Here is a 14,218-nt window from a genome sequence, read left to right as displayed (position 1 = left end):
ATTTTCAGATGAACCTTTAATAGGTTGTTGATTCAGCTAGCTTGCGGTAAAGCTGTTAGTTACAAACCAGCTTGGCTATTTATTTTTTTGGTAACAATTTACGATTGTTCACACCTAATAGAATGTGACCTTAGTCGCTAATATTACTGACAAGTAGTACTAGCAAAGTTGATGTCCAAGGTTGGGTAAAGAGAATAGCTAAGAGTTAAGTGAGTAGTCGCCCAAGGGAAAACCAATTACCTGTGGGAAGGTAATCAACTCATAGGTGAGCATTACCAAGGCCAATTTACCTGGTATCTATACGAACCTAATAGCCATCGACCACTGGCGATGATTAAACAAGGGCAGGTTTACCACTATCACCTAGACCACATCGGTACGCCTATTCGTTTAAGTGATGAGCAAGGCAACATCGTATGGCAAGCCCACTACCAAGCCTATGGTGCGCTAGAAAAACTAAGCGTTAACCAAATAGACAACCCGCTGCGTTTTCAAGGTCAGTATCATGATGAAGAGAGTGGTTTACACTATAACTTTCATCGTTATTACTGCCCGCAGCAAGGGCGCTACATCCAGCAAGACCCGATAGAGCTACTTGGTGGCATCAACCTTTACCAATACACCCCAAGCCCCACTAACTGGGTAGACCCATTGGGTTTGTGTAAAGAAGATGGTGCCCCTTTGGTTGCTGGGCTCCCTCTATTGGCACCGGCTGCTCAGCCACTAGCCTCATCAGGCTCGCAAGTGTTAGGACAATACGCTGCGCGGCAAGCCGCTAACCAAGCGGTTTATGCTGTTGCGGAACGGTCTTTACTGGCCTCATTGATACCCAAAGCCCCATGGGCACTGTTGTTTTATTCGGCTGAAGTTGGCGCGGGTTCAGATGATGTAGCTGGTTTTATTCAGCAACAAGCTCAGCAAGATGAGCTGGGACATCGCACATGGTTGGCCAATGGTGGTGATGGTAGTATTGAGGAGTGGAAAGCGCAGGGCAGACCGAGTGAATTGATTGAGAGCGATCCGAAGACGCAAATTGGTGTGACATTCGAGGGTGGCCTCTACAGGTCTGTACCTGAAGGTAGAAATCCTCTTGAGATTCACCCGGTCTTTAATACTGAAAAAGCTATTCATAGATATACTGGTGAAGGACAAGGTGGTTTGTATTTGGGGTCATCACAGCGGATAGTTAATTCCGAATTTACTGGTAATGGGGCTTCGATAGAAGGGCTTGTAAACAACTATTACTATGTCAAAGTTGATGGGCTATTGGATTTAACAAATCCATCTATTCGTTCTGAACTAGGTGTTTCATTGGAAGAACTGGTCAGAACGGGTGGCTCTAAGGAGTGGAGATATGAGATTACTAATCCTCTTGGGCGATATGCTGAAGATAGTGGTTATAACGGTATTATTGCTCCAGCTGCACAAGCCGATGGCGGCTTGAATGTAATTCTATTTAATCCTAGTTTGGTGAAATGATGAGTATGAGGTCTATAGATGGTCAGATTCGTAAAATCGAGTCGAAATTGGATTCTAAGATATTTTACGATTTTGAATTCTGGGCTGAGTCAGATGAAGATACATATGGGTTGTTGTGTTTAATTCAAAGTAGTGATCCAACAAATTTGTTTATCACTGAAATGAGTCCTAATGAGCTTACGATTCCCGATGATGTTCAAGCTTTGGAGGCTGTGAGGTCTAGGGTTATTAAAGAAACTGGAATACCAGATTTAGTTCTTCCAAAGGTGATTAGGTTTGATGAGAAAAAAGGTGATACGAAAGCAGGCTTTCAGACATTTTTGAAATCCTATGAAAAACCGATACCTGTGTATGAAAGTATCTATGGTGAATCAGAAGCAATTCAAATAGAAAAGGTTTCTATTAATGAGTTTCAGGTATTGGGTGGGAAGATTCGTTTGTTGGGTGATATTTGCATGTCAGAAGAAATGTAAATTATTGAATAAATATTAAGGGAACCGTGATTTTTAATTCCATGTATGTTTTTCCAAGCGTGATTCAAACTAGTTCGCTGTAGCTGACATTATATAAAAATTTCTTTATCAATTAGCTGTGTACAAGGAGTCACAATGGCTAAGTTACAAATCGCCCAATCGGTAGGTTTAGGGGGCGTAAATACACCCAAAGACAGGCGTTGTTTCCTAAATCAGATTGAACTAACTCAGCAGTCGCGGATCTGATCAGTATCTATATCTGTCGGGTCACCAAACATGGGTAAAGCGAAAGGCAACATCACCAACTGGAAGCTGTACAACAGTGCACTGAAGCAACGCGGCTCATTGACCTTCTGGATGGATGAGAAAGCCATAGAACTATGGAATAACACTGAGCGCAGTGGTCGTCGAGGGCGCAGCCATACTTACAGTGACACCGCTATCGCAACTGTGCTGATGATTAAAGGCGTATTCAAGTTACCACTGCGTGCTCTTGAAGGCTTCATCAACTCATTGTTTCGCCTGCTCAAGGTCGACTTAAAATCTCCCGATTACAGTTGTATAAGCAAGCGAGCAAAGACTGTTGAAGTCAACTATCGCCTACCTAGCCAAGGTCAAGCGGCTCACCTCGTTATCGATGCTACAGGTCTTAAGGTGTTTGGCGAAGGAGAGTGGAAGGTGCGTAAACACGGCGCTGAAAAGCGTCGAGTCTGGCGAAAACTGCATATGGCAGTAGATGCCCAGAGCCATCAGATAGTGAGTGCTGAGGTCTCGATGGACTGGGTTCACGATAGTGAAGTGTTACCCACCTTGTTGAGACCGCTGCGGCGCAAAGTGAAAGCAGTAAGCGCTGATGGTGCCTATGACACACGGCAGAGCTATCAAGAAGTACAACGTAAGAAGGCTGTTGCACTAATCCCTCCACGCAAGAATGCAGGTATGTGGGAAGCGGGTCACCCACGGAACGTTGCAGTAAAAGCCTTGAAGTAAGGTGAGTTGGAAAACTGGAAACGGGACAATGCTTACCATCTTCGTTCACTATCGGAGACGGCGATGTATCGTTTCAAACAACTGCTTAGCGACAAGTTGAGTCTACGTTGTTACAACGCCCAAGTCGGTGAAATCATGGCCGGAGTGTGCGCGTTGAACAAAATGAGCAGGCTAGGTATGCCTGCTCGTCAGCTAGCTGAATAAAGAGGAAAACGCCTTGGGGTTACTGCATTCTTGGCTCTGAATTGATCAACAAGGCCCCAAAGACATAAAAGCAGTGCAAGCTGCCTTAAATCAATTGCTAGGTTTAATTCCCCCGACTAAAAAGTTAGCCGAAGATGGAAAGCTAGGCTCAAAACCAGAAAACTCTAAAACCGTTGCGGCGATTAAAGTATTTCAAAAGAAAGTGGTGGGTATGGTTCGTCCCGACGGGAAAATTGACGTGAATGGGCGAAGTCATCGAAAGATTAATGACAAATTAACTGCATTGACTGTGACTGCATTAGCTATACCTGCAACTGGTAAAGCTTCAACATACTTTTCTTGGGAAGAGTTTGCTTGTCACGATAGAGCTAAGATCTAATACTAAGACATTAGCAAAGGAGCTTGATGTATTGCGCAAAGAGTTAGGAAAGCCGATAAAAATAAACAGCGCTTATAGAACTCCTGAACATAACCATAAAGTGGGTGGCAAGAAAAACAGTTTGCATGTGCAGGCTAAGGCTGCAGATATTGTTGTTTCTGGCATGACTCCAAAAGATGTACATGCAAAAATACTTGACTTAATTGCCTGCAAAAAAATGGCTGAAGGCGGTTTAGGCTTATATAACACATTCGTTCACTATGATGTACGTGGCTACAAGGCCCGATGGTAGGAGTTTATAATGACATTAAAATCATTTGTCGCGATCGTGGCACTGTTTTCGATGCTTTCTCATGCTGAGGAAGGCTTAGGTGCAGAAGACTACAGCGAGCGTTTTTCTCTTGAAGAGAGCCGCGTAACCTTGGAGTATGTTACCGAGGCACTAAATAGTTTTCGAGAACTGACAGAAAAAAGCCCTAAAACACTCACTGATGAAATAGACAATACCAGTTGGGATATTCAAAACCTTGGTTTTAACAATTGGATGGATACTATAAATGGAACGTTGTTACTTCAGCAGTATCAAATTGCTGAGCTGCGCTATCAAGGTTTGTCTAATGATGCGACTGAAGATATGCGTGAAAGTGTCGCATCTCAGCTAAAGAATGCCGAGAAACAGTACCAACAATTTATTGAGAGGCTGCAGGTGATGGATTAATGATCTAGCAATAGTTTTACTGGGCATTAAAACTAACTTAGTTCGGGCTTTAGCTAGCTTGCGGTAAATCTATTAGCCACAAGCTAGCTTGAGTATTGCCATCCATTGAAGAGAAGCATATTTAAATTATTCCTTTAATTAAACGCTTACCTAGTTGATGTGTTGCCGAGTTGCCTCAGCTATTTCAAGCTTAGTTGCTTTCAATAGTTTTAAAGCGGTAATCAACGTTCACAACTGCGCGGTATTGAATGTCTTCAGGGCTGTTGGCTACTTCTACCACTTTCACTTCAGGATTGGTCACTTCAATGTTGCTGGGTGGAGTGTGAGCCCATAAAGAAAGTTGTTGGCTAAGTTGGCTGCGCTCCATCTCTTGTAGAGAGTTTGCAAGGTTAAAACCGGCATCGTAGGCAGCGGTTTTGCTTTCAAAAGTACCCGCATTCACAGTAGTGCTGCTGCTAACGGTGAGTGGAGAAGCAAATACAGAAGCAGTTGCAAGTAGGCCAGCGGCTAGAATAGTTAAGTTTTTCATGTTGTATTCCTCTTTAATCAGTTATCGTTTAGTTGGCTATAAGGCTCAAAATTAGTTGCTTTCAATGGTTTTGAAGCGGTAGTCCACGTTCACAACGGCGCGGTATTGAATATCATCACGGCTGTGAGCAATCTCTTCTACTTGAACCTGACGGCCGGCAATTTTGATGTTGCTAGCGGGTGTGTAAGTCGCTACGTCAAGTTGTTTACCTAGTTGTGCGTTGTTCATTGCTTGTAGCGAATCGGCTAGGGCGAAACCCGCATCATAGGCTGCTGCTTTGCTTTGGAAGGTGCCAGCATCGACAGTGGTACTGCTGCTAACGGTAAGTGGAGAAGCAAATACAGAAGCCGTTGCAAGTAGGCCGGCGGCTAATAGTGTTAAGTTTTTCATATTCATTTCCTCTAAGTAATCGGTTGTTTGTTCCGAGTTGTTGTCTCGGTGTGACTAAAGTATCCCTCTTGCAAGTGTTCCATACAATGGTGAATGTGTTGAATTAATTTCCTCATTTTGTTCTTAATGTTGTAATGCATTGAACTGCGGGGGTTTTTGCCAAAGCCCTTGCCTTGAATCGATAAGATCAGGCAATAAATAGGGAATATTATGTGATAGCTGCCGGTCTGATTTAAGTCACTATCATAGTGCTGGTATTTCCCTTGTGGCTTTGAGACATGGTTGACCACCGGGTGTGATTTTAAGTTATTGAATTAAGGGTTAATACTTAATGTTGCCATGCTTCATGTAGGACTCGCTTCGGGCATTTTAGGGAATGGATATATCACTTGTAGGCTTAATACTAGCTGGGGAAGAGTTAAGTTAGCAGCCGCTAAATTTAAAGAAAATTTGGCAATTTAGCGCTCAAAAAACGTACTTCACATTTTTGGGAACAGGGCGCAGAATGAACATTAAGCTCAATAATTAGCCCTTGCTCGGTTGAATCTAAAAGGAGCATTTATGTGCCGTTATCAAAGTAAAATCGTAGTTAATTTAAGCCTAGCTTGTTTATTATTGTTGAGTACGTTCGCCCGAGCTGAAGGTTTAGGTTCATTGCTCGATAGCGCTTCATCTTTGGGAGTTCAGGGGAATCAAGCCAATAGTGTTAGCAGTGAGCTAATAAATAGCTTAACCAATCAATTAGGTGTTTCCGATAGTCAAGCTAGCGGTGGTATAGCAGCCTTAGTTGCACTAGCTAATCAGCAACTTAGCGGCGAGCAAAGCACTTTACTGGCTGATTTAATTCCCAGCTCGACTAGTAGCTCGTTAAGCTCATCGCTGCTGAATAGCATTAGTAATATGGAAAGCGTGCAGCAGGCCTTTAATGCTTTAGGCATGGATAACGCCATGGTGGCGAAGTTTTCTAGTTATATATTGCAATATCTCAGTGAAAATGATGCCGCTAGTTTAGTGGCTCCCTTGCAAAAAAATTGGTCGTAACTTTAATTTCGCTTAGCTCACCGTGTGTTTGGGCTACGATTAATAACTCATTCTTAGAGAAAGATCGTTTTATTTTTAATAAGTTAGCTTTTGGTTAAGGGCGCTTACTATTGCGTCCTCAAGCTTCAATCTCACCATCAAAAAGGAATAGCGCATGAAAATAATTGGTTTCGCCGCAAGTAGCAGTAGTGTTTCTATCAATAAACAATTAGTGACTTATGCCGCCTCACAACTAAAGGATTGTGAAATCGAAATATTGGATTTGAATGACTACGAGCTGCCGCTGTTTAGCCAAGATAAGGAGCAGCAATTAGGTCAGCCGCCCTTGGCTCAAGCCTTTATTGATAAAATCCAATCGGCAGATGGCCTACTGATTTCCTTCGCCGAACATAATGGCTCTTACACCGTGGCCTATAAAAACTTGTTTGACTGGGCCTCGCGGATTAACTCAAAAGTTTATGAAGACAAAGCCTTGGTTCTATTGTCTACCTCCCCCGGCCCTGGCGGAGCGAAAAGTGTATTAGCTACCGCTGAAGGCTCAATGCCGTTTTTTGGTGGCACGGTTAAAGCAAGTCTATCGGTACCGAGCTTTTACGACAATTTCGATAGCGAGCAAGGCAAGTTAACTAATACCGAACTGAATGCTCAATTACTTAGCGCTTTAGAGCTATTACAAGCTTAAGTGCCTCACTAGGGCGGTTAACTTGCCGCCCGGTATCGGCTTCACCAGTATAGCGATTTATCTAACTCTTGTTGCTAGTTGACATTGCCCTGCTTGGTGCTGCAAAACACTAAACGGCTCATTAAGATATTAAGGCTGACTAACAGCGGCACACCAATCAATAATCCCATTCCGCCCCACAGCCAACCCCAAAAGACTAGCCAAATGAAGATAACCAAAGGGTTAAGGTTAAAGCGTTTGCCTAGCAGCGTGGGTGTAACAAACTGGCTTTCGATTAAATTGAGCAATAGGTAGGCCGATACCACGGTTACCATGAAGCTGACTGAGTCATGCTGTAGGTAGGCGACAAAAGCGAAACTGCCCATCGAAATCACTGGCCCTAAATAGGGAGCAAAGTTCATCACGCCAGCAAAGGCGCCCCACAAAAATGGATCTTCAAGACCAAGCGCAAAAAACACCAGCCCAACACTAAGCCCCAAACCAAGGTTGACTAAGGTAATGCTGGCGATGTAACGCGATAGATCTTTTTGTAAAGCCTGTACTAGCTCTACGGCTTGGCGTTGTTTGGAGAAACCCCGTAAGTGCGACACCGATTTGCGAAACAGGCTGCGCCCATTATTCAGCATGAAGTACACCATAAACAGCATTATCATCGCCTGAGTTAATATGCTTGGTGTGGTGGTAGCAACAGTTTTAAGCAGAGAAAGTACGGTACTATTGCTCATCTCATTGATGTTCATTGTTTCGCCAAGATCCAGAGGCGTGTCCATCTGTTCCGATGACGCTTTGGTGACTTCATTGACTTCCTGTGAAACGTTTTTGACTATGCTGGGAAGCTCTGCCCACCACTGTTTAGCCGGTTCTGAGATGGCGCTTAAGCCTAGGGCGGAAGCACTCACCAGCAGCCCTAAAAGCACAATCACTATTGCGCTACGGGGAACTCCCTTATTTTCGAAATAATTGATTAGCGGGCTAAATAGCAGTGCAATGAAGCTGCTAAGCACAATAGGAAGCAGCAAGGGTTTGGCAAAGTACAGTGCAGGCACTAGCAGTAATAGCAGCAAAAACATCGCCATTACGCTATTGATTGGCAGCTTGAGTCCTTCTCTCACGTTTCCTCCTATTGCGCCGAAGACTCGGAATACTGAGAACTAGCTGCCTTAGTTTCACTTGAGAGCGCAGCCGAGCTTGTTGCTTGGGATGCTGAAGCTCTAGAGAGCTGTTTGTTGATATCCCATTTATTGAGATCTAAGGCTCCGTTTAACAGCAAGCGCATAGATGAGATTGACGACTTAACCCGAGAAGCTTTGCCAAGTTTAGTCACCGCTATTGCCAGTAAGGCGCTCACTCCAACAGATGTCCAAGGATGCTCTTGCAGATACCGTTTACAGCTAAACTTGAGGGTTTGCTTAGCCAGTAAGCATTGCTCAAGCGCCGCTTTACCCTCAATGCGTTTTATCTGCATGGCTCGGTCTAGCTTGATTAGAGAACGCATACCATCCCTCTTGTAATTGCTTAGTGGTATTTTTAAAACCAAGGAAGTGAGTGAGTCGCAGTTGCCACCATGCTAAAGCGCTTAAGGCTAAGCCTAAGCAGCCAATAAATACGACCACACTTAGCAATAAGTGGGCGGTAAAATGGAAGGTGACGAGGCCAGCGGCTAAGCACAAACTGAAGATAAACAGTACCGAGAGCAGGGTAAAAATGATGCTGCACACTACGATTTGGCGAGCGGCAGCCATGTTGACTTTCATCTCCAGCAGAAACAAATCTAAGCTAGAGTTTGACCAAGTTTTAAGCGATGCAGAGAGAGCGCTGGTTTGAAATAACAGCGCTTGTAAGCCCTTAATCGCTTGCTCCATTTGCTGAGTATCAGCTTGCTCTTGGGCTCGGCTATCCGCAGTCGCCGAGCCCTTGTGCTGCTTGTCGGTATTATTTGAGTTGTCCATAGCGCGTGTCCTATCTGCTTGCAGCAAAATACAAGCCTATTTGATTAGCTTAGATACCGCCCAACCGGCAAGAAAGGCACAGCCAATACTCAGTAGTGGGCGCTTTTTTATCATGTTTTCTGCTGATTTGGTGGCTTGCTGAATGCTCTCTCCACCCGCTTCCAGTTTCTCTTTGGCTTGTTCTTTCACTGCACCAACCGCGTCTGAAGTGGCTTGCCCCGCAAGATGATAGGCTTCTTCTAATTGTTCTTGAGGTGTTTCTGTGGTTTTTTTAGCCGTTGCCATAACTAGCCTCCGTTAGCTGTTGATTGTTGATAGCACGGTTGATTTCTTAGTTGCGCAAACTAAAAAATTACCGCAGGTTCAATAGTGATATAGCGATTACCGTGCCAACAGCATAACTAATTGTTTTATAAAGATTAATATGTTTCCCTTAGAGCTTGTCTTTAAACCTATCGGTAATTATTTCCTAGATCCCATGGCTCTTTGTAATTATTTCATGTTGCTAGCTAGTCGGGATATTTTGCTTGCGCTAGGCAATGATGCTGAGAATAAAGGATGGATAAGCTTAGCAAGGGCTGGCTAAGTTTCTAGCAGTGGGAGTTGCCTTTATTTGAGCTAAGCAGGCACAAAAACACTTAAAGAGCGAGGGCAAAGCGTTATTTCTAAACGGCTGTCGCAATAGAGTTCGCCATCAATTACGTAGTCGATGGGCTTATCGGCGGTAATGGTAAGCTGAGTTGTGCTGGTGTATTGAAATCGGTTTGATTTCTCCTGAGCACCTATGCTGGTTAAGGTTAAATCGGATAAGGCGGCGAGTCGTCCGCCAAGAGACTCAAGGCTGTCAAGATAGGTAATGTGTAGCTGGCCATCATCTGGCAGCGGGGCGCCACCGCCTTGGGCTAGCATGGTGCTAAAAGGAGCGATGTTGGCAACCACAAAACTGTGAACATCTATGGTCTTCTCATTCCATTTAGCTTCGTTGCCCATGTGCTCTGGCATGCTCACTTGCAGGCTGTGCGTATCTTCGGAAATGACGGCATTAAAAAATCCCGCCAAATACGCTAGCTGTCCAAAGGTATCTTTATCTGCGCGGTCGGCGTGTTCGATCATCTTCCGCTCAAAGCCAATACCCAGAACTAACAGGGTTAAACGTTGATTACATGCTGCGGTGTCTATGCGTTGGCAATGTCCAGCAAGAATGGTTTCGCAGGCCTTTTCAACTGGCGAAAACTTCACACCTACGCCATACAAAACATGACATAAGGCATTAGCTGTGCCCAAGGGGATGATGCCAAGTGTGATGTCGGTATCGACCAGTTGGCTTGCGACTTCTGTGACTGTGCCGTCGCCACCAGATACCAAGAGCTGCTTTGCCCCGCTTTGTTTTGCTTGCTGAGCTAGACTGGTTGCGGTGGTGTGCTCGTCTGTTAGGTGAATGTTTAGCCGATGTTTTTTGGTAAGATAGCGAATCACCTGTTGTTCATATTGCTGCCATTTCCCTCCACCGGCGCTAGGGTTTACCACCATCCAGATGGGCTCTTCCAGTGTAAGTAATTCTTTATCACGGATCGATTGCAGTGTTTTGAGCTGCAAGCGGTTGAGCCTAGCGGTACTGCGCACACTGTTGATTTGCTGCATCACCGATTCCACCGACAGCGATGGATCTTTACTCAACAAATAAGCCGCCACCACAAATACCGAGCGACCACGACCTAAGGCGCAATGTACTACCACCGAACGGCCACAAGCGATTTGGCTATCTATCCAATTCATGGCGTGGCGTAAGCGTTGTAAAGTAGGCGCTTTATGATCCAATACCGGAATAGAGAGGTAGTGGAATTGTTGGTCGGTCATGGCGCTCTCTAGCCCAGCGAACTCCGCCGTGACATCAACAATGCAGGAGATATCGTGAGCTTCGAGAAATTCTAAATCACTGGGAAACAGGCGACGAGAAAGATAAAGATTTTCGCCAACTTGCTGAATGGGAGGCACACTATCGTGCCGCCTCTGCCAAGCATTGTAGATTTTTGCCCCCAGTAAGAAGGGAATAAAAGCCCAGCGGATCCACCAAACAATTTTACCGTCTTGGCTCTTCCTAAAAATAGACGGAAAATCAAATAAGTAAGCGATGCTGACTAAGGCTAAGGAAAGCGAAACCCAGAATAACAGTAGGCTAATGATCAGTTGCGGAATGTAAATAGCCGTAATAAGCGTGAGTAGCGCGCCCAGCAGATAATATTTGATGATGAACATGTGCCTCCCTTTAAAGCTTGAGCTTGTAAGCTATTTAAGCCGGCCATTGCTTTGATATAGACATGAGCTAATTGTTGTTTTTTGTGTCGCTCATCACCTGCCAGTTGGAAAAACTGTTGTTCTTCATCTAGCTAGGAGAAACAACATCTTGTTAATAGTAACAAAAATCTCGCTGAGTGGATCGCGAGATGGTTTAATCAGTACATCCAGCAAAAAACGCTATTTTTGTGACTTATGGGTTCATCAAATAAGTTCTTTGTTGTTCGGGTCTTAAGCACTATATGTTGATAGGGCAAATACGCCCTATGACTCATAGGAACGTTTTAAGTGATTAACCGGAGCTTGAGGCTGCTGTTTACTCGGATATAACACCAAGCCAATACCAATGAGAAAGGCACTGCAGGAAACCCACTGGGGCACGGTAAGCTGCTCTCCGTACACAAGGTAACCGCTTAGCAGGGCAAATACCGATACCAATAGCGTTAATGGCGCCAGTTGGCTCATCGGGTATTTAAGAACCATTTTGTTCCAAACCCAATAACCGAACAAAGTGGTGGGATAGGCTTGGAATAACACCGACATCCATGCGTTGCTGTTCCATTGTTGATAGGTGGCATTGATAACGTCCCAGCCATTGAATGCCACACTTAAAGCAATTAATGGGATAGGCGCAAACAACATACCCCATATGTTAAATGCGAATGCTGAACGCGTTTTCGACATGCGTATGATCACCCCAGCCAACGGCCAGCAAATAGCGGCAACCGTTATGCAAAGTAAACCTAACCAAGTAATGTTGCCGTTGGTGTATATAATTGAAACGGTAAGCCCTAGCAGTGAAATTAAAATACCCACCACCGCTCTTGCCGAAAGGGTTTCTTTATAAAGCAGCACTCCAACAAATACCGTTGTTAATACATCTAGTTGAAGCAATACCGAAGCCATTCCAGATGCCAGCCCAAGGGTGATAGAACTTGAAGCCATGCCCCAGATCCCGGTGCCAAATACCAGCCCGTAAGCAAGCAAATAACGCCATTTAACATTGGGTTTAGTGACAAAAAATATCATTGGAAAAGTCGCGCATAAGAAGCGAACCGCTGCAATTAACAAGGGATCAAAGTCTTTAACGCCCAGTTTTATCATCGAAAAGTTACAGCCCCATATGACCATAACAGTAATAATCAGTACCAAATCTCTAGCTCGCATCGCTCTACCTCAGTGATTACAGATACAGAAATTGTGCTTTACGGTATAGATTCAGTACAGATACAATTATTGCTAATTTTTCCAATACAGTTTTAGTGAACATGGCAAAATTTAGAGACCTAGCGGAAAAAGTCGTTAACGACATACAGACAGGCAAGCTCATTCCGGGAAGCACAATGCTGTCGTTGCGCCAGTTTGCTCTGCTGCACAATATTAGTGTTTCTACAGCGGTAAATTGTTATGCCGAGCTTCAGTCGAAGGGCTGGCTTATTGCTCGTCCTCAGTCGGGTTTTATTATTGCCGACTATCCGCCAGCTTGTGCTTCACCCACTTGGGGAACCTTTTCTAGTCAAGTTGCTATACCCCAAAGCCAAGTTGAGCAAGTAGCAATAGCCAAAGGACCCTTAGGTATTTCACGCCTGCAACTTGATAAACTCAGTCGCCAACAACTGGACCGCAGCATGCGACGAGTGATGAGGCATATGGCCGATACGCTTAGCGACTACCCAAAGCCGCAGGGGGAGCCGTTGTTACGGCAAGCGCTCGCTTGCCACTTTAGTAAACATGGGTTTCCTATAAATAGTGATGAGCTGGTGATTACCCATGGCTGTATGGACGCAGTAAAAACAGCATTATTGGTTTGCACCAAACCCGGCGATACGGTGGCAATGAGCTCGCCTTGTTATAACGGTTTGTTAGAGCTGTTGTCTGAGTTATCTCTGCGGCTGATAGAAATTCCCTCTACAGCAGACGGTATCGACCTTGAGAGGCTAGAGCATCACTTAAAGCGTGGGGAGATTCAGGCAGGGCTGTTCTGTACCACCCATATGAACCCGCAGGGCATTACCTTAACGGCAGAACAGAAGATAAAACTAGCGGAGCTGGCGGCGCAATACCAAGTACCGGTTATTGAAGACGATGTTTATTATGAGTTACCCCACCATCAACAAAGCTCATTACCCACGGCGTATTATGATACCAGTGGTTATGTTATATGGTGCGGCTCTATTTCTAAAACCTTAGCACCAAGTTTCCGCTTAGGTTGGTGTAAGCCCGGGCAATTCTTACCGTTGTTTATTAAACGTATGCTTGGCGTATCCATGTTTATTCAGCATGTGGTTGCCGATTTTATTGACTCGGGAGCCTATGCAAACCATTTGCGTCGTGCTCGCTATCAACTCAGCCAAAACAAGTTACATTATTTAAATTTTTTGGGGCAGCATTTGCCTGAAGGTAGTTGTATAACTCAACCAGAGGGGGGCTTGGTGCTTTGGCTGCAAATACCAGGCTTAGATGCACCTCGCTTAGCCACCGCCGCTCAAGAGGCAGGGCTAGACATACGTATTGGCCCTTGGTTTACCGCCTCAGAGCGTTATCAAGATTGTCTTCGACTAAATATTGGGTATGAGCCTACCGAGGCTATAGAACACGAGTTACTTCGAGTGATAAAACTGATCAGGCTAAATTGCTGCTAATTTGGCTGAAATCAAAGAGCGTTGTGGCAGGGCTATAGGTTTATACAGCTAAACCTTCTAGATCATCAGGCTTCAGCGCTATCAGCGGTTCGACAAAGTGAATCTTTGCGCGAACAATAACAAGGTAAATGAATATAAGAGTCGCAGTATCGTTCAGTACTTTAAGTTGATACTTAATGCTACGTCAGCAAATCGAGAAAATATTAAACCTTTAATTATCATGCTGTTAAGCATTTTTATGTGCAAAAACAATACAACTTTGTCTTCGTTTCAATTTCAATTATCTTCGTTTTAATTTAATCAAAACAACTAATGTTTAGGAACAATAAAGTTTGTACACTAATTAAGTTTGGAATAATAAAGTTTGTACACTATATCACACTGTTTTGATGATCGCCCTGTAAAGCTGAATGTGTCAACTCAGTGATATCGTTAGTCAAAAATGGA

Annotated in this window: 16 protein-coding genes and 1 pseudogene; 9 read left to right on the top strand and 8 right to left on the bottom strand. The window is 44.3% G+C overall.

From position 1 onward, the window contains the following. Positions 1 to 240 precede the first annotated feature (240 nt). From AR383_RS11545 to AR383_RS11520, 6 genes and pseudogenes are all read left to right on the top strand, one after another. Positions 241 to 1,479, top strand: coding sequence for an RHS repeat-associated core domain-containing protein (locus AR383_RS11545; protein WP_083481583.1), 1,239 nt, complete (start codon positions 241 to 243; stop codon positions 1,477 to 1,479). Between the two features lie 47 nt (positions 1,480 to 1,526). Beyond that, the gene (locus tag AR383_RS11540) at positions 1,527 to 1,952 is read left to right on the top strand and encodes a hypothetical protein (RefSeq protein WP_157051717.1); all 426 of its coding nucleotides are present in this window, start codon (positions 1,527 to 1,529) and stop codon (positions 1,950 to 1,952) included. Positions 1,953 to 2,228: 276 nt separating this feature from the next. After that, positions 2,229 to 3,146, top strand: a pseudogene (locus AR383_RS21265) (IS5 family transposase). Positions 3,147 to 3,219: 73 nt separating this feature from the next. After that, complete coding sequence (locus AR383_RS11530; RefSeq protein ID WP_055733277.1) at positions 3,220 to 3,525, top strand: hypothetical protein; 306 nt, start codon at positions 3,220 to 3,222, stop codon at positions 3,523 to 3,525. Then, positions 3,497 to 3,817: a YcbK family protein gene (locus tag AR383_RS11525; RefSeq protein WP_373869503.1), complete on the top strand. Its 321-nt coding sequence runs from the start codon at positions 3,497 to 3,499 to the stop codon at positions 3,815 to 3,817. Before AR383_RS11530 ends, AR383_RS11525 begins: the two co-directional genes overlap by 29 nt. A gap of 9 nt (positions 3,818 to 3,826) precedes the next feature. Further along, entirely contained in the window at positions 3,827 to 4,243 is a 417-nt protein-coding gene (locus tag AR383_RS11520) for a hypothetical protein (protein ID WP_055733275.1), read from the top strand. Positions 4,244 to 4,433: 190 nt separating this feature from the next. On the opposite strand, the gene AR383_RS11515 is transcribed toward AR383_RS11520, so the two are convergent. Both AR383_RS11515 and AR383_RS11510 read right to left on the bottom strand, forming a co-directional pair. Further along, positions 4,434 to 4,772: a DUF3316 domain-containing protein gene (locus tag AR383_RS11515; RefSeq protein ID WP_055733274.1), complete on the bottom strand. Its 339-nt coding sequence runs from the start codon at positions 4,770 to 4,772 to the stop codon at positions 4,434 to 4,436. A gap of 51 nt (positions 4,773 to 4,823) precedes the next feature. Then, complete coding sequence (locus AR383_RS11510; RefSeq protein WP_055733273.1) at positions 4,824 to 5,162, bottom strand: DUF3316 domain-containing protein; 339 nt, start codon at positions 5,160 to 5,162, stop codon at positions 4,824 to 4,826. A 561-nt stretch (positions 5,163 to 5,723) separates the two neighbouring features. Between AR383_RS11510 and AR383_RS11505 the strand changes: the two genes are divergently transcribed. Together AR383_RS11505 and AR383_RS11500 are read left to right on the top strand one after the other, a co-directional pair. After that, the gene (locus AR383_RS11505; RefSeq protein ID WP_055733272.1) at positions 5,724 to 6,203 is read left to right on the top strand and encodes a DUF2780 domain-containing protein; all 480 of its coding nucleotides are present in this window, start codon (positions 5,724 to 5,726) and stop codon (positions 6,201 to 6,203) included. Positions 6,204 to 6,357: 154 nt separating this feature from the next. Next, complete coding sequence (locus AR383_RS11500; protein ID WP_055733271.1) at positions 6,358 to 6,885, top strand: NADPH-dependent FMN reductase; 528 nt, start codon at positions 6,358 to 6,360, stop codon at positions 6,883 to 6,885. 74 nt (positions 6,886 to 6,959) lie between these two features. Here AR383_RS11500 and AR383_RS11495 read toward each other — a convergent pair whose 3' ends face one another. The 6 genes from AR383_RS11495 to AR383_RS11470 form a co-directional block, all read right to left on the bottom strand. Continuing rightward, on the bottom strand, positions 6,960 to 7,997 hold the full coding sequence (locus AR383_RS11495) for an AI-2E family transporter (protein WP_198150144.1): 1,038 nt from the start codon (positions 7,995 to 7,997) through the stop codon (positions 6,960 to 6,962). 8 nt (positions 7,998 to 8,005) lie between these two features. Further along, a complete protein-coding gene (locus tag AR383_RS11490; protein ID WP_198150143.1) occupies positions 8,006 to 8,380 on the bottom strand; it encodes a DUF883 C-terminal domain-containing protein in 375 nt (124 codons plus the stop codon). Then, a complete protein-coding gene (locus tag AR383_RS11485) occupies positions 8,331 to 8,834 on the bottom strand; it encodes a hypothetical protein (protein WP_055733269.1) in 504 nt (167 codons plus the stop codon). The genes AR383_RS11490 and AR383_RS11485 overlap by 50 nt, the downstream gene beginning before the upstream one ends. A gap of 36 nt (positions 8,835 to 8,870) precedes the next feature. After that, on the bottom strand, positions 8,871 to 9,119 hold the full coding sequence (locus AR383_RS11480) for a hypothetical protein (RefSeq protein ID WP_055733268.1): 249 nt from the start codon (positions 9,117 to 9,119) through the stop codon (positions 8,871 to 8,873). A gap of 333 nt (positions 9,120 to 9,452) precedes the next feature. After that, the gene (locus AR383_RS11475; RefSeq protein ID WP_055733267.1) at positions 9,453 to 11,090 is read right to left on the bottom strand and encodes a diacylglycerol kinase family protein; all 1,638 of its coding nucleotides are present in this window, start codon (positions 11,088 to 11,090) and stop codon (positions 9,453 to 9,455) included. Between the two features lie 303 nt (positions 11,091 to 11,393). Next, positions 11,394 to 12,296 carry an EamA family transporter gene (locus AR383_RS11470; RefSeq protein ID WP_055733266.1) on the bottom strand — a complete coding sequence of 301 codons (903 nt, stop codon included), beginning with the start codon at positions 12,294 to 12,296 and terminating at the stop codon, positions 11,394 to 11,396. Between the two features lie 101 nt (positions 12,297 to 12,397). On the opposite strand from AR383_RS11470, the gene AR383_RS11465 reads away from it, so the two are divergent. Then, entirely contained in the window at positions 12,398 to 13,771 is a 1,374-nt protein-coding gene (locus AR383_RS11465) for an aminotransferase-like domain-containing protein (RefSeq protein WP_055735028.1), read from the top strand. Positions 13,772 to 14,218: the final 447 nt, after the last annotated feature.

The organism is Agarivorans gilvus (genome assembly GCF_001420915.1).
GTDB classification, from domain to species: Bacteria; Pseudomonadota; Gammaproteobacteria; order Enterobacterales; family Celerinatantimonadaceae; genus Agarivorans; species Agarivorans gilvus.
This window is presented reverse-complemented; position numbering and strand designations above follow the sequence as displayed.